We start from the raw sequence: 20,059 nt of genomic DNA, 5'->3' as shown, positions 1-20,059 counted from the left end.
AGTCATTTCTCCTTCATTCTCATCTGTCCTTAGTGTACACAAAAAGAAGAATCGACTCCACGAAGTCGATCCTTCTTTTGCTTAGCGACGGTTCTTCTTACGAACTTCGCGACGTTCCTTCCGTTGGCTCTGCATATGCTCACGTGAGGCCGTCTCTTTCAATTTGTATTTGAACTTCTTCTTGTAACCAGGCTTGACCTTTTTCTTCGCCTTCTTGATTTCGCCCGCCATCCGGCTATGCGCCGTTTGCGAGACTTTCATCTTCCGGTCGGTCGTGCGGCGTTTGCGTGTCTTGATCTCTTGAAGCGATCCGTTTTTCACATCGACATGTTTGAACGTGAAACCACGCTCTTCGAGTCGATTGATCGGACCGTTCTCGTGATCTTCGTACAACGTGTACGCTTCACCCGTCTCACCAGCGCGGCCCGTCCGGCCGACACGGTGCGTATAGAAATCGAGGTCTTTCGGAATCCCAAAGTTGATGACGTGCGACACACCTTTAATATCGATGCCGCGCGCCGCCAAGTCGGTGGCGATCACGAACTGATATTTCGCGTCGTTGATGTCTTTGATCGCTTGCTTCCGGCGACGGGCTTGCATGTCCCCATGAAGCGTACCGACGTTGAGTCCCGCCTCGCGGAACGACGTCTCCAACTCATCCGCATCTTGTTTCGTGTTCATGAACACGAGACAAACGAACGGATTGATTGCTTTTGCGATCTCGACCGTCAACGCCTTGCGGTCACGATGTCGGACCGGGATGACGTGATGCTTGATTTTCGGAACGACGCGGTGCTCTTCACTCGCCTCGGCGTAACGCGGGTCATGCAAATATTTCTTCAAGAACGGTTGCAGCTTCTCAGGAATCGTCGCTGAGAAAACCATCGTTTGAAGTTTCTCTGGCAACGCCTGCGCGATGCGGTCGACTTCAGGCAAGAAGCCCATGTCGAGCATTTGATCGGCTTCGTCGACGACGAAGTGTGTAACTTTGTGCGGGAATAACGCTTGGACTTTCATCAAGTCGAGTAGACGACCTGGTGTCCCGATGATCAGTTGTGGTGGGTTTTTCATCTTGTCGATTTGTCGTTCCCGGTCAGTTCCTCCGACAATCAAACTTGTTTTAATATAGTCCGGCTGTTTGACGAGGAGTGTTTTCAACTCTTCGTGAATCTGCCAAGCGAGTTCGCGCGTCGGTGCGACGACGATGGCTTGGACCGATTCTTCTTTCGGATCGATTGCTTCTAAAATAGGTAAGAGGAACGCAAGCGTCTTCCCTGTCCCGGTTTGTGATTTCCCAATGATATCGCGGCCATTCATCGCAGCCGGAATAATCCGGGCTTGAATGTCCGTTGGTACTGTGATGCGCTTTTCTGTCAAGGCATCGACGATAAACGGTAACAATTTGAACTGTTGGAAGCTGTTCAATCGATACACCTCCTGTTTCTTTCCACTTTTCCTAGCATAGCGGAATCTAATCATTTGTCAATTAATCTTTTGCGAGCCCTTCGTACAAATAGCTCGACGAATAGTAGTGTGACGCAATTTTCTTGCCGTTCAAATGATGTTCGAGCGCCTTGAACCCGACCTCGATCATCTCGTTCGGTGATTGCACGACGGTCGCATCGACTTTCCCGCTATGGATGAGCGGATAAATGCCCGCCACACCGTCGACCGACACGAGTGTCTTATCGGTAAGACCATGGCTCTCAAGGGCACGCACGACACCGAACGTATTGTCGTCATTGTGGGAAAAGACCGCATCAAACGGGATACCGGCATCGAGCCAACGGGACATCTCGATCTCGGCTTGGAACGTATCGTAATTACCGGTGATCGAAGCGACGACTTGCAAATTGTCATTTGCCTTGTCATATTCCGTCAATCCGAGGCTTCGGTCAATCGTCGAGCGGACCTTGGCGGTCCCTCTCACTTCGACGACACGAATCGGACGGTCGAGCCCGGCGTGTTGGGCGGCGATATGATTCGCTGCCATCCGGCCGATCTCGACGTTATCGGACATGACTGATGTCACGACGCTCTCATGGTCAATCATTCGGTCGATGGCGATGATTGGGATACCTTCCTGTTCGGCCCGTTCGAGTGATGGGCGGATGAACGATTCATCGAGCGTCGTCACGAAGATTGCTTCGACTCCGCGGTCAATCAACGTATCCAATTTCTCTTTCTCGAGGACACGGGAATCCTCACTCGTCGTCGGGACAGGGATGAATCCTTTTTGGTTCGCCGTCCGGACGAACGCGGCCAACAGTTTATTGGCATGCTCATGTTTTTCACTGACGAACACGAAACCGACTTCATTGTTTTCGATCGTCCGTTCCGGTAATTGAATCGATGTGATCAATAGAATCGACAGCGCCCAGACGATCGGCAGCCAAAGCCAGTAATGTTTGAATCCTTTCATCATGGGTGTGACCGCCTTGGAATTTTAATCATCATGGCCGTACCTTCTCCTTCAACACTCTCAATTTCCATGTGACCGTTCACGGCTTTCAAGTATTCCCGAATCATGTAGAGCCCTAAACCGTTTCCGTTCTCTTTCGTTGTATAAAACGCGGATCCGACTGACTTGACTTGGGCTTCGGTCATCCCGACTCCATTGTCTTTAATCAAGAAGCGGTAATCTCGCTCCGTGAATTGGATCGTGACCGTCACAACCCCGTCGGCACCTTTCGGGTCGACGGCCTCGACCGCGTTTTTGAACAAGTTATAGATGATTTGGACGAGCATGTCACTTGAGCAGTAAAACGGCGGCATATCGTTCGGGATGTTCAACTCCCAGTTCGTGACCCGCTTATAGCATTCGGCATCGAGCAGAAATTCTAGACGGTTCGCGAACTCGGTCATGTCGAGCCACTCTTCTTGCAACTTCGCCTGGTCGGGCTTCGCGAGCGTGAGCATCGTCGTAATCAAATGATTGGCTCGGTCGAGCTCTGAGAGCGCGAGATCGAGCATCTCGCTACTGCTATGGCCTTCTTTCACCATCTGCAACGTGATTTGGACCGGCGTGAGCGGGTTGCGAATCTCATGGGCGATTCCCGCCGCGAGCTGTCCGAGCGAGGCGAGTTTCTCTTGTTGAAGCAACAGCTGTTGTTGACTGAGCTGTTCACGTCGAGCCGTCTCCATGCGGCGGGAGTAATCGTTGTACGTATCGAGCAACGTCTCAATTTCTTTTGATCCGGTCCGTTCGAGTTGGATCGGTTCAAGCGACTGTTGCTGTTTGATACTTTGAACGAGTTCAAGCAACGGACTCGTCAGCGTCTTCGACAACAACAGGCCGACGAGTATGCTCAAGAAGAACGTGACGAGCGTGATCATCAAGTATTGCCAACGTGTCGCATACACCGCTTCGTAGACGGAATCGGTGCTATGCTTCGCGAGAACGCTCCATCCGTTGACGCGTGCATCGGGTTCATACATGAGGACGTCGTCTTTCGTGCTGAACACTGTACGTACATCATAAACGTCCGTCGCCTCGACGATGGATCGTGACAAGCGCCGTTCTGCGTCCGTGACGAGATTGAACGAGGTCGACAATACCTCGCCCCGTTCATTTAATAAATAGAGAATCATGTCATCATTCGCCGATTCGAGCATTCGACGATATAAATCGGAGTTGAGCACGCTGATACTGCCGCCGAACAACCCAATCATTCGGTTGTCTTCAAGCACAGGGACGTACAAATACGTCCCGATGTCACCCGAGATTGAGATCGGGTCACTCATAAACAAATCGTTTCGACCGCCGATGAGCACTTCTTGAAATTTCGGATCGCTCTTAAGCGTCAACGCCGGCACTTGCCGTTGCGAGTACCATTTGAACGCGTCGCCGTCTAAATCGTAATAAAAAATCGAGGTGAAGCTCGTCCGTTGATTCAAATAACCGGTGCGAATCCGCTCTTCGATAAATATCTCATTCCCGACATAAGCACCGAGATAGACCAAATCTTCGTATAGTTTACCGAGCCGCGTCTCCAGGTTTTCAATACTCCCGTCGATCGCGTAGTCAAATTGTTCTTTCGCCAGTTCTTCCGCACGGGACACCGTCACACGATCGGCAGAGAAGGCTAGTGAAGAGATGACAAGTCCTAATATAATGAAGATAATGAACGTAATCTGAAAGAAGTACGATTTTCGAACTTCAAGCAATGTTCTTAGGCGTTCCACGGTGTCCCTCCTTTCTAACCTTAAGATTATAGCATGAATACACGGAAATCTTTTCGTATTTTCGAAACAATGTTAGACTAATACGTATGATAGCATCGCGAAAGGAGCGTTCCTTACAAAATGAAAGTTAAAAAAATTAGTCCGCGCGGATATTGCTACGGCGTTGTCGATGCCATGAAGCTTGCCAACGAAGCCGTGGCTAACCCAGATTTACCGCGTCCCATCCATATACTTGGCATGATCGTCCATAACCGTCATGTCACCCAAGCATTCGAGGAACTCGGCGTCAAGACGGTCGACGGCGAGGATCGGATGAAAGCACTCGAGACGATTGATCGTGGAACGGTCGTCTTTACCGCACACGGTATTTCACCGCTCGTGCGTAAACGTGCCATTGAGAAAGGCTTGACAATCGTCGATGCCTCGTGCCCAGACGTCCTCGTCACCCACGATTTGATTCGCGAAAAAACGGCAGTCGGCTACGAAGTCATCTATATCGGGAAACATGGCCACCCGGAACCGGAAGGCGCGATGGGGGTCGCTCCAGGAAAAGTTCATCTCGTCCAATACGAGCGTGACTTTGAGGCGCTCCCGGCTCATCTGTATGACGCAAAAATTCTCGTCACGAACCAGACGACGATGAGCCAATGGGACGTCTCGGCTTTGATCGAGATGATTCAAGAACGATATCCTCATGTCGAAGTGCACAACGAAATCTGTAACGCGACCCAAGTCCGGCAAGAGGCTGTCGCTGAGCAGGCCGGTGATTGTGAACTGTTGATCGTCGTCGGTGACCCGAAGTCGAATAACTCGAACCGTCTGGCGCAGGTCTCTAAAGAGATTGCCGGCACGAACGCCTATCGCATCGGTGACTTGAGCGAGCTCGATCTCACTTGGCTTGAAGGTGTCGAAACGGTCGCCGTCACGTCAGGCGCCTCAACCCCGACGCCAATCACGAAAAAAGTCATCGACTTCTTGTCCCAATACGACCCGCTCGACTTGAGCACGCATGATAAGACGCCATATCTTGAACTGCGCAGCATCCTCCCGAAAGTGAAGGCGCTCCGTAAATGATATGACCCCCGCCCTCGGGAGAGGACGGGGGTTTTCGATTAATCAATAAAAACGGAACGGGTTCGTATCGGCTTTCGAGACAATCAGTTCGACATCGAGTTTCGCACGTTCACACTTCTCGCGCATCACATCGACGACGCCTTGCTTCATCACGCTCTCCACGTGATGACCCGGGTCGACGACAGAAAGTCCGAGCGCCATCGCGTCATGGGCCACATGGAAATACAAGTCGCCCGTCACATATGCATCTGCTCCTTTGAAATGGGCGGCTGAAACATATTTGTTTCCGTCCCCACCGAGGACGGCCACTTTCTCGATCGTCCGGTCACGGTCACCAACAACCCGGACGGCTTCGACGTTAAAACTCGTTTTGACGTGTTCGGCGAACGACTCAAGTGTGAGCGGCGCCTCGAGACGGCCGATGCGTCCGAGACCGAACACGCGACCTTCGATGTCGTCACGAATCAAATCGTAGGCGACTTCTTCGTAAGGGTGAGCGTCCGTCATCGCCTTGAGAACCTGTTTTTTTTGGCTCTCCGTGACAATCGTCTCAATCTTGACCTCATCCACGTGCTCGGTCTTGCCGTGCTCACCGAGATACGGGGTAGACCCTTCGAGCGGTGTGAACTGCCCTTCTCCTGAGACGGTGAACTGGCAATCCCCATAATCCCCGAGCCTTCCGGCACCGGCCCGGCCGAGCGCCTCCGACACAGATTTCCGATGCGTTGTCGGGACAAAGACGGACAGTTTATACACCGGTTCTTCGTATGTCGGGATGAGCACCGTCGGGTCGACTAGTCCGAGCGCCTGACTCATCCAATCGTTGACCCCGCCCTCGCAGACATCCAAATTCGTGTGGGCGACATAGACGGTGATATCATGCCGGATGCATTTCATGACAATCCGACCAGCAGCACTGCGATCGTTCACTTGCGCGAGCGCACTGAAAATCGGGGGATGGTGGGCGATAATCAAATCGACGTCTTGTTCGATCGCCTCGTCGACGACCGATTCGAGCACGTCGAGCGTCACCATCACACGATGCACTGGTTTATTCAACGTCCCAATCTGCAGACCAATTTTATCGCCTTCGACCGCGAGATGTTTCGGGGCAAACTCTTCAAACAATTGAATGACATGGTTTCCGTTCGCCATCAGTTGCTCACCTCTCTCATCTTATCGCGCAGCTTCTTAAACTCCTCCTGTTTCCGGATGAGCGCCTCGGTCTGTGCGCCTGCGGCCATTTGACCGAGCACATAATCGAGCTTGTCCGCCTCGCGGCCCCATTTCAATTTGAACGCCTCTGTCCGCGTCTTGAGCAAGTACGGTCCGAACATGAGTTGCCATGCGCGTTCTGTATCATCTAGGCTGTAGCATGTTTCCGTACCACGCTCTCCGACAAGAATCTCATACACTTTATCGTTCTCCTCGACGATTGACTCCGCGACTAGGACGAACCCTGCGTCGAGCAACCATTCGCGGACGTATTGCCCGTCCACGTTCGGCTGCAGGACGAGCCGTTTGACCGCCCCTAATTTGTCACGGCCGCTCTCTAAAATCGACCGAATCAAACTTCCGCCCATCCCGCAAATCGAAACGCATGTCGCCTCATCTTCTTTGAGGACGGCGAGGCCGTCACCGAGACGGACGTCGATGTTTTCGGTCGCACCGATCAGCTCGACTTGGGCTTTGGCTGCTTCCATCGGTCCGCGGTTCACTTCGCCAGCGATCGCGCGGTCGACGATGCCTTGCTGGACGAGATAGCACGGCACATAGGCGTGATCGGATCCGATGTCCGCCACCACACTGCCTTTCGGGATAAAATCGACGACTTGCTTCAGTCGACGGTCTAACGTCACTTGTTCTTGCATAGGGACAACTCCTTTTATCTACTTCACTATTAGGTTAACGAAAAATGATACCTGAAACAACAAAAAACGTACCCCAAATGGAGTACGTTTCACCCTTATTGTTCGAGCAACCAAGTCGCGAGTACGTCTGCTTCTTCCGCAGTCGCAAGTCCACCTGGCATTGAACCTTTACCATTGACGATGATGTTTGTGATCTCTTCCGCCGATAAACGTTCGCCGACGCCTGTCAAGGCAGGACCGACGCCGCCTTCGAGATTCCCGCCGTGGCAACCTGTGCAACCTTTCGCCGCGTACAAGTCTTCCGGGTTCATCTCGGTGACCGCTGGACCTTCAGCAGCCTGCTGAGCTTGATTCACGCCAAAATACGATAATGAGACCATGGCAATGATTGCGACGATCGCGATCGCTGCAAACGGTAACAATGGATTACGCATTGTATTTCCCCCTCATGTTCATTCCAAATTTCTACCCATCACTATTTTACTCAAAAAATAATAAAGAAGGAAGGAAAATCACTCATTTTCCTTCCTTTCTTCTAAAACTTCACACTTTATTCAAAATCCCAATCAATCAAGGAAGTCTTTCAATCGCTTCGACCGGCTCGGGTGACGGAGTTTACGGAGCGCCTTCGCCTCAATTTGACGAATCCGTTCGCGAGTGACACCGAATACTTTACCGACTTCTTCAAGTGTGCGCGTGCGTCCGTCATCGAGCCCGAAGCGGAGACGGAGTACGTTCTCTTCACGGTCAGTGAGCGTGTCGAGCACGTCTTCGAGCTGTTCTTTGAGTAGTTCGTAAGCGGCCGCATCTTGCGGTGCCATCGCATCTTGATCTTCGATGAAGTCGCCGAGGTGTGAATCATCTTCTTCCCCGATCGGTGTCTCGAGCGAGACCGGCTCTTGGGCGATCTTTAAAATCTCCCGCACTTTCTCAGGTGTGAGTTCCATCTCTTTGGCGATTTCTTCAGGCGACGGTTCGCGCCCGAGGTCTTGCAACAGTTGACGTTGGACACGAATCAACTTGTTGATCGTCTCGACCATGTGGACCGGAATTCGGATCGTCCGGGCTTGGTCGGCGATAGCGCGGGTGATGGCTTGACGAATCCACCACGTGGCGTACGTCGAGAACTTGAATCCTTTCATGTAGTCGAACTTTTCGACCGCCTTGATAAGGCCCATGTTCCCTTCTTGAATCAAGTCAAGGAAAAGCATACCGCGCCCGACATAACGTTTCGCGATTGAGACAACGAGACGTAGGTTGGCTTCGGCGAGACGTTTCTTCGCCTCTTCGTCCCCTTGTTCAATCCGTTTCGCGAGCTCGGTCTCGTCTTTCGCACTGAGGAGATCGACGCGGCCGATCTCTTTCAAGTACATGCGGACCGGGTCGTTAATTTTAATGCCTGGCGGGACGGACAAGTCGTTCAAATCGACCTCTTCGTCCTCTTTTTTTGTTGGCGTCTCTTCAGCATCGGCCGCGTCTTCTGTGACACGGATATCTTTACCTTCTAAATCTTCAATGAAGTTATCGATAAAGTCTGAGTCCACCTCGAAATGGCTGAGGCGGTCTTGAATCGCTTGCATGGATACGACGCCTTTTTTCTTACCTAATTTCTCAAGTTCGTCTATGGCGTTAAATAAATCCTCTTTTTTCTTCTCTGCCATCTAGCAGTTCAACTCCTTCCAAACTTCCTTCACGTTCATCGTTCACGAAGTCGACGACTCCGGGTAATCAATTCTTGCAACTTGGATGCCTGGTCTACTATACTTTCGGCATCTTGTCCGATTTCCCTTTTCGCCCGTTCGATTTGACGCTGTTCCTCATAACTGTTTATGACCTTAATGTATTCATCTAAAACCTCTTCGCCCAGTTCATCTGGTGCGGACATGAGCCGAATCTCGGCATACCGATTCGCATAGTCCGGACGTTGGTCACAATATCGTTCCATGAACGGGGGTGCGACTTGATTGAACTCCTCATGCGTCATGTCCTCGGAGACGATCTCATAGAGCGCTGTCGCCAACATGCGATGCACTTCGTCTTGATAGGCCAGTCCGAGGCGGTCTCTGACGAAACGGACCCGCTCCGGACCGCTCAGCATGGCACGAAGCAACAACTTTTCAGCTTTGACGTAACGCGGTTCATTCGTCTTAGATGAACGCCGGCGAACCGGTTCAGCTTCCGGCACTCGCTGTGGTGCGATTTCTTTCGGTCTTGTCGAGGGCATCCGTGACAACAATGTCTCGACCGGAAGCTCAAATTCATCGGCCAGCTTTTTCACATATAGATCACGGCGAATCGAATTGTCCGTTTTACTGATTTCCACAAGCATAGATTCAATAAATCGAATCCGTTCTCCTTCTCGACTCATATTTTTCCCGCGCCGAAGCGTCCGGTTCATGAAGTCGAGGACGGATAAACGTTCCGATTCGACGAGTCGATGCCACTGCTCTGCCCCATTCTTCCGAATATAGTCGTCCGGGTCGGTCTTTTCAGGCAATATCAGCACTTGGACATCGAGCGGGTAACCTTCGAGCAAACGGACGACTTTCATCGTCGCTTCTTGCCCGGCCGGATCGCCGTCATAACAGATGATGACTTCTTCGACCATGCGTGCTAAAGCACGGGCATGTTGCGTCGAAAACGCCGTCCCGAGCGAGGCGACGACTTCCTTCGTCCCGGCCTGGGCGACTTGTAGGACGTCGACGTTCCCTTCCACGAGCACGACGCGCTTTTGCTTTCGCATCGTGGCCCGTGCCTGAGAAAAGCCGAAAAGGAGCTCGCTCTTGTTGAACAAAGGCGTATCCGCCGTGTTGACATACTTTGGCTGTCGTTCATCGATTGCCCGTCCGCTAAATCCGACGATGGTGCCGTCTCGATCCGCAATCGGAAAGACGACTCTGCCTTCAAACCGGTCAAAATATTCACCGGACCTCGACTTAGAAATCAATCCCGCCTCCACCATGACTTCGAGGTCGAACCCTCTTCGTTCCAATGAATCCACGGTAAACCGACGATGGTCAGGCGCGTAACCGATCTTATACTGACCAATCGTCGACTCCTGTAAACCGCGCGCTTGCAAATACGTCAATCCGACTTCGCCTGCTTCGGTCTTCATCAATACTTCATGGTACAAATCCGCCACGACACGATGGGCGTCACGCATCTGTTTACGAATGACTTGGTCCCGTGACAACTCCTCGTCACCAGACACCCCGCCCTCGATAGCGATGTTCGCCCGCGTGGCGAGACGTTCGATCGTCTCAGGGAACGACAGACCTTCCGTCTCCATGACGAACGTAAATACGTTCCCGCCGGCACCGCATCCAAAACAATGGTACATCCCTTTTTCCGGGGACACGGAGAACGATGGGCTGTTCTCTGAGTGGAACGGACAGAGACCGACGAGGCGATGTCCTTGCTTCTTCAATTCAACGCGTTCACTGATTAAATCAACGATGTCTGTGGCTTGTTTCACTTCCGCAATGACTTCATCCGGTATTCGCGGCAACTCGACCACTCCCTATCCAAACTCGCAACGAAACGGAACGCTCACCACGTTCCGTTTCACTGTAATGTCAGTACTCTATTATACCGTTAACGCCAGGCGATTACTAATCCGAGTACTCAGTCGTCTTTTGATTGATCGAGCATCCGTAAAATGATGCCCGCCGTCTCTTCGACAGCCTTGTTCGTCACGTCGATGACCTCGCAACCGATTCGTTCGTAGATTCCACGGGCATATTCGAGTTCTCGATTGATGCGTTCGAGTTGGGCGTAATCGGCCTCAGGCTTCAATCCGAGCGACTTCAACCGTTCCATCCGAATCGAAATCAACTTATCCGGCGAGATGATCAACCCGACACACTTGTCCGGCGGCAAATCGAACAGTTCTTCCGGCGGGCGTGATTCCGGCACGAGCGGCACGTTGGCGACCTTGTAACGTTTCAGCGCTAAATACTGGGAAAGGGGCGTCTTCGACGTGCGAGATACGCCGACGAGGACGATGTCCGCTTTTTTCAAACCGCGCGGGTCACGTCCGTCATCGTACTTGACCGCGAACTCCATCGCTTCGATTTTACGGAAGTAATCTTCATCTAGACGATAGATGAGTCCTGGTTTCTCACGCGGGCTCTCTCCGAGTTGACCGGCGAGCACGTCGAGTAAATCTCCGAGCAAGTCGACCGTCTTCACACCGTACTCTTGTCCGAGACGGACGAGCAACGCCCGATGCTCTTCGTTGACCAACGTGAAGGCGATGACCGCTCCTTGGGCACGCGCTTGTGTCACGACGTCGTGAATCGTCTGTTCATCTTCCACGAACGGAATTCTAAGCGTCTCAATCGCATTCTCGTGGAACTGGATGCTCGCGGCGCGGACGACGAGTTCACACGTCTCCCCGACCGAATCGCTCACGACAAATACAAGTTGTTTTTGTGTCAGTGTCAAACCAGATTCCTCCTCAGAACGACTCATCGTTGGCAAGTGCGATCAATACTTTCGTCATGTTCGTCTTCGTCATGCGACCGAGCACGATCAGCTTGCCGTCTTTCTCTTCGACGACCGGCATGGCATCGATTTGTTTCTCGATCAGCTTCATCCCGGCCCGAATCAACGTCTCACTCTTCTCGCACACCGTGATGTTCGGCATGCGGGTCATGATGACGTTGACCGGCAATTGATCCAAGTCTTGATTGCCGATGGCGGCTCGAAGTAAGTCTTTACGTGACAAGACACCGACGAGCTCGTTGTCTTTCCCGACGACGAACAGCGAACCGACGTCTTCTAAAAACAAGGTCACGACGGCGTCATACACCGTCATCTCGTCACTGACGACTTTCGCGGACGACATGAAGTCGCCAACCATCAATGAATCCAATTTTTCCCGAAGCAGGGATGAGTTTCGTTTGCCGACGAACGTGTAGCCGACACGTGGCCGGGCTTCTAGTATTCCAGTCATCGTCAAGATGGCCAGGTCCGGGCGGAGCGTGGCACGAGTGAGCGACAGCTCTTGCGCAATCTGCTCACCCGTGATTGGTCCGTTGACCCTGACGATTTCAACAATCTTCTGTTGGCGTTCATTCAGCTGCATAGCCAACCCCCTCAAGTTTGGTCAGAGTACGAGCGCGCTAAAGTCGGCGACGCTCTCGATTGTCATGGCGAGTCGTTTCATCTCGCGCAGACGGTTCTCGCGAATCGCTTCAACGTCGCTCATGACCATTGTATTTTCGAAATAAGCGCTAATCGGTTGTTCCAATACGCGCAATGACGCGATCGCTTGATGATAATCCCCATCCTCGACGGCTCGCTCCGTTTCCGGTAGCGTCGTTTCGATGGCGACATGGAGTTCGTTCTCTTCTTTGTTTTCGAACAATGCCGGATCAACCTCTCCAGCCTCACCTTTCTTGGCGATATTGACGACACGCGTCAATTGCTCAATGAGTAGTTTCGCATCGTTTGCGAGCATGGCTTGAACCGCGTCCGCTCGGGCATCGAGCCGGTCGATGGCGAGCTCTGTCGTCAATACGGCGTCGATGACGTCATAACGGACTTGCCGTTCTTGGAGACGATACTTCAGGCGAAGCATGAAGAAGTCTTTTAATTGTGCCTTGACTTGTTCTTTATCGGCATCATAAAGTCCTGCCTGAAGTTGCGAATTGACAACTTGTGAAAGTAATTGGTCGAGTGGCAATGTAATCTTCCAATCCGCTAGAATTTGGACGACCCCTTGGGCTTGACGACGAAGTGCGAACGGGTCTTGCGAACCGCTCGGAATCATGCCGATGCCAAAGAATGCAGCGATCGAATCCAATTTATCGGCGAGTGCGAGAACTGCACCCGTTGGCGTCGCCGGCGAGGCATCACCAGCAAAGCGTGGCATATAGTGCTCACGGATCGCCGCGGCCACTTCTTTGTCCTCGCCTTGTTGGAGCGCATATTTCTCGCCCATCACCCCTTGGAGTTCTGTAAACTCATACACCATTTGGCTGACGAGGTCGAACTTGTGGATGGCCCCAGCCCGGGCGACTTTGGCTGCATCGGCATTGAACAACGTGGCCAGTGTTCCCGCGAGTTGTTCCACGCGACGGACCTTATCGCCGGTTGTTCCTAACTTCTCATGAAAGACGATGCGGTCGAGACGGACGAGTTGCTCGTCGATCTTCGTCTTTTTGTCTTCCTCATAGAAGAAGACGGCATCGGCCAAGCGGGCTCGGATGACCTTCTCGTTCCCTTTGGCCACATTTTGAAGATGGTCCGCATTCCCGTTACGTACCGTCACGAAGTAATGTTGGAGCGTGTCCCCGACGTAGACCGGGAAGTAACGTTGGTGCTCTTTCATCGTCGTGATTAACACTTCTTCCGGAAGCTCGAGATAGCTCGCTTCGAATTCACCGAACAGCGCTGTCGGCCATTCGACGAGGTTCGTCACTTCTTCAAGCAACGACGCGTCGAGCGGGACCGTCCACCCCTGTTCTGAAGCCAACTCCGCGATTTGGCCTTCGATGCGGGCCTTACGGTCTTCATATGATGCGACGACGAATTCACGTTCGAGCGTCTCAGCGTAGGCGGACGGCTCGGCGATGGTGACGTCACCTTTACTCAAGAAGCGGTGACCACGTGTCACGTTTCCTGTCTTCACGCCTTCGATTTCAAAATTGATTTGCTCGGCACCGAACAAGGCGACGAGCCAACGAATCGGACGCATGTAGCGGAGGCTGCTCGTGCCCCACTTCATGTTTTTTGGGAACGTCATACCACGGACGACGTCTTCGAGTGCCGGAAGCAGCGTGCTCGTCGCCTGACCTGACTCGTGACGGTCTGCGAACACGTACTCGACACCTTTCTCTTCAGCGAAGTACAAGTCGTCGACCGAGAGACCACGGCCACGAGCAAACCCAACGGCTGCTTTCGACCAGTTTCCTTCAGCGTCTTGGGCGATTTTCTTCGCTGGTCCGCGAAGCGTCTCCGTCAAATCTTGTTGGTTCTCTTCCACGTCTTTGACGAGAACGGCGAGGCGGCGCGGTGTCGAATAAACGGTGATGGCACCGAATTGGACACGAGCTTCCGTCAAGAAGTTAGTTACGCGTTCCGCCAATTGTTTCTTTGAACGGAGGACGTATTGGGCTGGTAATTCTTCAAGTCCGATTTCTAATAAAAGATCACGCATCAAGGGCACCTGCTTTCTGTTGGTTCAAAAGTGGGAAACCGAGACGTTCCCGCTCTTCGATAAATTTGGCGGCACATGCACGGGACATGTTGCGGACGCGTTGAATGAAACCTGTCCGTTCTGTCACCGAGATGGCACCTTTCGCATCGAGAAGGTTGAACGTATGCGAACATTTGAGGATATAGTCGTAAGCCGGGAAGACGAGGTTCTCGTCAAGGGCACGCTTCGCTTCTTTTTCGTACGTATCGAACAATGTGAATAACATATCGACGTCCGAGAGTTCAAACGTATATTTTGAATGTTCGAATTCTGGCTGATAGAAGATGTCGCCATACTTGAATCCGTCTGTCCAGACGAGGTCAAACACGCTCTCGACTTCTTGGATGTACGATGCGAGACGTTCGAGACCGTATGTGATCTCGACGGCGATCGGGTCACACTCGATGCCACCGACTTGTTGGAAATACGTGAACTGGGTGATCTCCATCCCGTTCAACCATACTTCCCAGCCGAGTCCGGCCGCACCGAACGTCGGGTTTTCCCAGTTGTCTTCGACGAAACGGATATCGTGCTCGAGCGGGTTGATCCCGATCAACTCTAAACTTTCTAAGTAAAGCTCTTGGATGTTGCTCGGTGACGGCTTCATGATGACTTGGAATTGGTGATGCTGATATAAACGGTTCGGGTTTTCACCGTACCGTCCATCCGCCGGACGACGTGATGGCTCCGTGTAACAGACGTTCCACGGCTCGGGTCCGAGACTCCGTAAGAACGTCATCGGGTTCATCGTACCGGCCCCTTTCTCAACGTCATACGCTTGCATTGTCAAGCAGCCTTTCGACGCCCAGAAATTTTGCAACGTCAAAATAATTTCTTGCACGGTCATGTGCTTCATATGTGACACCTCCAAAAGTATTGAAACGACAAAAAACGCCCCTATGTGCCATGCACATAGGGACGGGATTACCCGCGGTTCCACCCTACTTGCCTCGAGGTGAGGCCACTCTTTGGATTGTGGGCGCTCCGGAATTGCCATTCACTTCCCCCTGGCGTTCGGCTCCCACCTCCCCGAACTCGCTGTACCCATGGCGTAAAAGCTACTCGTTTCCTTCATTGCGCACGCTATTTCATTTGTCTAATCGTAGATTATGGTATCGAATCTTGTCGAAAAAGTCAATCATCGTTCAAGTAAAGGCGCTGCATTTGATCGAGGACACGTTTCGTTTTCAGCCGCAAGCCACTGTATGACTCCATATAGGCGTCGAACAGCTGCCTGAGCAGAATCCGCGTCTCTTTCGTGAGCGGGACGTTACTGAATTCGGACAGCTCGTGTCGGCTCATCAAATAGAGGAGCTTCGCTAGACGTTCGCTCATGCGGGCCGACCCTTCTTCTTGGTGACGCGCGCAAAGAAAACCGCCGGCCGCCACTGAAAAATACATCGGGTCGGTCACATCGTTACAACGGATGCATCCGGTCAAAACGGGTGCGACCCCGAGCAGGTGCAAAATCCGCAGTTCAAAGTGGTGCGTAATCACATCCGGGTCCATATCCGCATTGAGCGCCTGCAGGGCATCGTTTAAAATCCGATAGAGCGGCCGGTTCGGCACCCGGTCCTCGACGGTGCGGTCGACAAGTTCGAGCCAATACATGGCGTACGCCATCCGCTCGACGTCTTTCCGGATTTCCGGATAGGACGTGATCACATCCGACGACTTCAGTTGCCCGAGGCCACGGCTCGCTGGGAAAATATACACCGCCTCGACGAAAGGTTGGCTCGACGCATGCAAGCGACTGCCTGGCTTTTTCGCTCCGCGCGCCATGACGGCGACTTTCCCGAGTTCTTCGGTGAACAGCGTGACGACTTTGTTCGACTCCCCGTAATTGACCGTCCGAATGACGATTCCCGTGACCTTTTGCAACATAATTAATACTCGTCGTCGCGGAAACCGAGGTCGCGGAGTTGACCCATCTTGTTACGCCAATCTTTTTGTACTTTCACCCATAGGTTCAAATACACTTTTGTCCCGAGGAGCGCTTCAATGTCGTGGCGTGCTTCTGTCCCGATTTCGCGGAGCATCGCACCTTTTTTGCCGATGACGATCCCTTTTTGTGAATCACGTTCGACCATGATCACGGCCTCGACATCGATCATTTCCGAGTTTTCCCGTTTCTTGATTGATTCGATGGCAACGGCGATCGAGTGCGGGACTTCGTCGCGCGTCTTATGGAGCACTTTCTCGCGGATCAATTCAGAGATGATGAACCGTTCCGGGTGGTCGGTCACTTGGTCGGCCGGATAATACATCGGTCCTTCCGGAAGCAACTTTTTGATTTCTTTAAGGAGCGGCTCGACGTTATTGCCTTGAAGCGCCGAGATTGGGACGTACGCTGCGAAATCGAGCTGGTTCGTGTACTGCTCGATGACGGCCGGAATCTCGTCCGGATGAATTAAATCGATTTTGTTCATAACGAGAATGATCGGTGTATCGAGCCCTTTCAACTTCTCGATGATGAACTCGTCTCCCGCGCCACGCGGTTCCGTCACATTGACCATGAAGAGAATCGCGTCGACTTCACGGAGTGCGTTCGTCGCGACTTTCATCATGAAATCGCCGAGCCGGTGTTTCGGCTTATGAATCCCTGGCGTGTCGATGAAGATGATTTGCGAATCATCCGCCGTGTAGACACCCTGGACCTTGTTGCGCGTCGTCTGCGGCTTGTCTGACATGATGGCAATCTTTTGTCCGATGACCCGGTTCAAGAACGTCGATTTCCCGACGTTCGGGCGACCGATAATAGATACAAATCCTGACTTAAAATCTTCTTGATTCATAATGCACCTGCTTTCTCAATTTCCAATCCGTTCAATCATAAAATTAATTTGTCGATTACATAAGGCCCAAAGATGATGAGCGCCGTAATTGCGGCCCCGATGGCCGCAACGAGCACTGACCCGGCCGCGACGTCTTTCGCTTGTTTCGCGAGCGGTTCGATATCTTTTGTGACGAGGTCGACCGTGCGTTCGACCGCTGTGTTCATCAGTTCGAGCGCGATGACGAGAACGACCCAACCGAACAGAATCAAATTCTCAAGTTTCGTCGTTGGGAGCCACCAGGCAAATACGACGACGAGCAGGCTCGATGCGAGATGAATCAGCATGTTGCGTTCGGTCCGCACCGCGTGCACGATGCCGTGCATGGCGAACCAGAACGGTTTCACACTCCGCCTCGTTTCAGCTCAAAATGTGCCAGCACTTGTTCTTGGCGCGCCGTCATCTCCGCTTCTTCCTCAGGCGTCATGTGATCATAGCCGAGGAGATGTAAGAAGCCATGAATGGCCAAAAATCCTAGTTCTCGTTCGAATGAGTGACCATAGTCGGCCGCCTGTTCGCGGCAACGCTCGACCGAGATGAGCAAATCGCCAAGGAGACGGGGCTCGTCTTCATCGAGCATGAAATCCATCTCTTCTTCCCCCATCTCGTCAAAAGCAAAACTGATCACATCGGTCGGCGCATCTTTCCCGCGCCATTCCCGATTGATTGCTTGAATCTCGTCGTTCGTCAAAAAGGTGACCGACAGTTCGCTCGGTTCTTCAATGTCCTCTTCGAGCGCTGCGTGCATCAAAATAGATTCGACGAGCTCGACTTGAGCATCGGTCAACAACCCGTGCTCATCGTTCGAAATGATTTGCATGTAATTCGCCTTCTTTCTTCAGTTCAGGATATTCGATTCGTTCATGGAACAGACCGGTCAGCGTCTCACACGCACTCTCACCAATGCGCCACACTTCTTTCGTCGTCAACTCGCAGTCCTCGAACTGTCCGTCTTGCAACTTGTCACGGATGATCGCGTTGACGAGCTGACGGATTCGTTCCGGCGTCGGCTGCTTCTGTGACCTTACCGCCGCCTCAATTGAATCGACGATCATGACGACCGCCGCCTCGCGCGTCTGCGGTTTCGGTCCCGGGTAACGGAAACGCGATTCGGTGACGTCTCGAGTCTCTTTCGCTTTCACATAAAAGAACTTCAACAATGACGTGCCGTGATGTTGCTCGGCAATATCGATGATTTCTTTCGGCAACTTGTAACGCCGTAACAGATCGGCACCGTCATAAGGGTGCGCCATGATGATGTCGGCCGATTCTTCCGGCGTGAGCCGGTCGTGGGGGTTGACTCCGCTCTGTTGGTTCTCGATGAAATGGAGCGGCCGTTCGGTCTTGCCAAGATCATGGTAATAACTCGCGACCCGAGCGAGCAGTCCATCGGCCCCAATCGCCTCACACGCCGATTCAGCCAGATTGGCGACCATCATGCTGTGATGATACGTCCCCGGAGCCTCCATTAACAATTTTCGCAACAACGGATGCGTCGGGCTCATCAGCTCAATCAAGCGACCCGATGACAAAACGCCGAACCACGGCTCAAGGAACGGCAAGAAGCCGAACGTGAGCACGATCGACAACAAGGCGCTCATGATCGCGAAGCCTGACAGGTACGCGACCATCTCCCACGTCACTACCGTGTTACGTAGGAACAAGAGCGCGAGCACCATAATGATGTTGATGATGCCGAGCAAGACGCCAGACAAGAATAACCGTTTCCGCTGAATCTTCGGTTCGACGAGGAAGACAGCCAAGAAACTCCCGGTCGCAAAATAGACGACCGTCATAAAGCTCGTGTTTTGACCGAAGCTCGCCACAATCGACCCAGCAATCATTGTAATGAGGGCAGAAGCAAGCGCAACACGTTCATCTACGAGGATGCGAAGCAACAGGACGACGAACGCTGTCGGTGCGAGCACGTAGGCATATGTCGTAAACTCGATCCCGATATAGCCGACACCGAAAAAGATACCGAGTTGCAGCAATAACAATCCGTATACGGTAATCAAGATTTTAGGACGAAGCAACAACTGTTGAATCTTCGAACGGATTAGCATGAAAAGGAACCCGGTCGTCAACAGTCCGCTCAGTAAATAAGCTCCAAAAAGTGGTGCGGACGAACGGTTCGGGTCAATCGCACCGGTCAACTCGAGCTTGCGATAAATTTCACGTGTCACAACTTCCCCTTGATTGACGAGCAACTGTCCTTCTTGGATGATGACCGGCTCGACCGCGTCGAGCGCTTGCTGTTCTTTTTGCCGAGTTGCCTCGGAATCGAACACGTAGTTCGGGACGATCAATTGATCACTCAGGCTGTTGGCGATAGCTCGGAACTCGAGTGAGAGCGGGGATTGGTCGACGAGCGTCTCAGCCCGGTCTCTCGCTTCTGAGATTGACTGTGAGCTCGTCTCGATCCGGTTACCCATCACTTCTTGAAGCGCCGTCACAGTGACGTCTTCAACTGTTCGACGCGTATTCTCACTCGCCTCAAGGAGCAGGAACAACTCGTCGTCACCGAGAAAGCCATTCACCTCGGTCGAGTTCAATCGATTTTTAATATCCGAGAGCTCGGTCTCTTCTCCCGTCTCTTCAAACGCCGCGAACAGTTGCTCGACTTTGGCGATTTGTTGATCAGCAAACTCGCGCCGAAGTGAAAATTGACTGCCGACGCCATTGACGGCGTCTTGTTGCAACCGTTCCGTCGCCGTTCGGTCCTCGACCGTGATGGGCGAGCGGATATCCTGTTCGGCAATACCGAGCGGTTCGACACTAATAATGGATGGGCGCACTGTAAAATAGAGAATCGCGCCTAGAATGAGAAAAAAGAGGACGGAGATTGTCGCGACCGTCCAATGACGTGCTTGCTGCATCAGTGCCCCCCC

18 protein-coding genes are annotated in these 20,059 nt (G+C 52.5%); 1 reads left to right on the top strand and 17 read right to left on the bottom strand.

Features of this window, described 5'->3' with window-relative positions; genetic code table 11:
- Positions 1-81: 81 nt before the first annotated feature.
- Genes DPV68_RS07415 through DPV68_RS07405 form a run of 3 tightly spaced genes read right to left on the bottom strand, consistent with a single transcriptional unit; the run spans position 82 to position 4,185 of the window.
- Positions 82-1,434: a DEAD/DEAH box helicase gene (locus tag DPV68_RS07415; RefSeq protein WP_232819550.1), complete on the bottom strand. Its 1,353-nt coding sequence runs from the start codon at positions 1,432-1,434 to the stop codon at positions 82-84.
- Positions 1,435-1,486: 52 nt separating this feature from the next.
- Positions 1,487-2,425, bottom strand: a complete 939-nt coding sequence (locus DPV68_RS07410; RefSeq protein ID WP_232819549.1) for a sugar ABC transporter substrate-binding protein — start codon at positions 2,423-2,425, stop codon at positions 1,487-1,489.
- Positions 2,422-4,185 (bottom strand): sensor histidine kinase, encoded by a 1,764-nt coding sequence (locus DPV68_RS07405; RefSeq protein ID WP_114166132.1) that lies wholly within the window; start codon positions 4,183-4,185, stop codon positions 2,422-2,424. The genes DPV68_RS07410 and DPV68_RS07405 overlap by 4 nt, the downstream gene beginning before the upstream one ends.
- 120 nt (positions 4,186-4,305) lie before the next feature.
- Here DPV68_RS07405 and DPV68_RS07400 point away from each other — a divergent pair, with 120 nt between their 5' ends.
- Positions 4,306-5,259, top strand: coding sequence for a 4-hydroxy-3-methylbut-2-enyl diphosphate reductase (locus DPV68_RS07400; protein ID WP_114166131.1), 954 nt, complete (start codon positions 4,306-4,308; stop codon positions 5,257-5,259).
- 42 nt (positions 5,260-5,301) lie between these two features.
- Here DPV68_RS07400 and DPV68_RS07395 read toward each other — a convergent pair whose 3' ends face one another.
- The 14 genes from DPV68_RS07395 to DPV68_RS07330 form a co-directional block, all read right to left on the bottom strand.
- Positions 5,302-6,414, bottom strand: a complete 1,113-nt coding sequence (locus tag DPV68_RS07395; protein WP_114166130.1) for a Nif3-like dinuclear metal center hexameric protein — start codon at positions 6,412-6,414, stop codon at positions 5,302-5,304.
- On the bottom strand, positions 6,414-7,130 hold the full coding sequence (locus DPV68_RS07390) for a tRNA (adenine(22)-N(1))-methyltransferase (protein ID WP_114166129.1): 717 nt from the start codon (positions 7,128-7,130) through the stop codon (positions 6,414-6,416). The genes DPV68_RS07395 and DPV68_RS07390 overlap by 1 nt, the downstream gene beginning before the upstream one ends.
- Positions 7,131-7,225: 95 nt before the next feature.
- Entirely contained in the window at positions 7,226-7,564 is a 339-nt protein-coding gene (cccA, locus tag DPV68_RS07385; protein WP_114166128.1) for a cytochrome c550, read from the bottom strand.
- A 132-nt stretch (positions 7,565-7,696) separates the two neighbouring features.
- Positions 7,697-8,791: an RNA polymerase sigma factor RpoD gene (rpoD, locus tag DPV68_RS07380; RefSeq protein WP_114166127.1), complete on the bottom strand. Its 1,095-nt coding sequence runs from the start codon at positions 8,789-8,791 to the stop codon at positions 7,697-7,699.
- 35 nt (positions 8,792-8,826) lie between these two features.
- Positions 8,827-10,647 (bottom strand): DNA primase, encoded by a 1,821-nt coding sequence (gene dnaG / locus DPV68_RS07375; protein WP_232819548.1) that lies wholly within the window; start codon positions 10,645-10,647, stop codon positions 8,827-8,829.
- 107 nt (positions 10,648-10,754) lie between these two features.
- The gene (locus tag DPV68_RS07370) at positions 10,755-11,603 is read right to left on the bottom strand and encodes a pyruvate, water dikinase regulatory protein (protein ID WP_114166125.1); all 849 of its coding nucleotides are present in this window, start codon (positions 11,601-11,603) and stop codon (positions 10,755-10,757) included.
- Positions 11,590-12,219 (bottom strand): transcriptional regulator CcpN, encoded by a 630-nt coding sequence (ccpN, locus tag DPV68_RS07365; RefSeq protein ID WP_114166124.1) that lies wholly within the window; start codon positions 12,217-12,219, stop codon positions 11,590-11,592. Before ccpN ends, DPV68_RS07370 begins: the two co-directional genes overlap by 14 nt.
- Before the next feature lie 21 nt (positions 12,220-12,240).
- Positions 12,241-14,295 carry a glycine--tRNA ligase subunit beta gene (glyS, locus tag DPV68_RS07360; protein ID WP_114166123.1) on the bottom strand — a complete coding sequence of 685 codons (2,055 nt, stop codon included), beginning with the start codon at positions 14,293-14,295 and terminating at the stop codon, positions 12,241-12,243.
- Positions 14,288-15,181, bottom strand: a complete 894-nt coding sequence (glyQ, locus tag DPV68_RS07355) for a glycine--tRNA ligase subunit alpha (protein WP_370447070.1) — start codon at positions 15,179-15,181, stop codon at positions 14,288-14,290. The genes glyS and glyQ overlap by 8 nt, the downstream gene beginning before the upstream one ends.
- Positions 15,182-15,468: 287 nt before the next feature.
- Positions 15,469-16,218, bottom strand: coding sequence for a DNA repair protein RecO (recO, locus tag DPV68_RS07350; RefSeq protein ID WP_114166122.1), 750 nt, complete (start codon positions 16,216-16,218; stop codon positions 15,469-15,471).
- 2 nt (positions 16,219-16,220) lie between these two features.
- Positions 16,221-17,129, bottom strand: coding sequence for a GTPase Era (era, locus tag DPV68_RS07345; protein WP_114166121.1), 909 nt, complete (start codon positions 17,127-17,129; stop codon positions 16,221-16,223).
- A 35-nt stretch (positions 17,130-17,164) separates the two neighbouring features.
- Entirely contained in the window at positions 17,165-17,515 is a 351-nt protein-coding gene (locus DPV68_RS07340) for a diacylglycerol kinase family protein (protein ID WP_232819547.1), read from the bottom strand.
- Entirely contained in the window at positions 17,512-17,988 is a 477-nt protein-coding gene (gene ybeY / locus DPV68_RS07335; protein ID WP_114166120.1) for an rRNA maturation RNase YbeY, read from the bottom strand. The genes DPV68_RS07340 and ybeY overlap by 4 nt, the downstream gene beginning before the upstream one ends.
- Positions 17,966-20,047, bottom strand: a complete 2,082-nt coding sequence (locus DPV68_RS07330; protein WP_114166119.1) for an HD family phosphohydrolase — start codon at positions 20,045-20,047, stop codon at positions 17,966-17,968. The genes ybeY and DPV68_RS07330 overlap by 23 nt, the downstream gene beginning before the upstream one ends.
- Positions 20,048-20,059 lie beyond the last annotated feature (12 nt).

Origin of the sequence: Exiguobacterium sp. TNDT2, assembly GCF_003331145.1 — a bacterium.
Lineage (GTDB): Bacteria > Bacillota > Bacilli > Exiguobacteriales > Exiguobacteriaceae > Exiguobacterium.
Note: the sequence above shows the minus strand (reverse complement) of the source record. Positions and strands in the feature narration are given on the sequence as shown.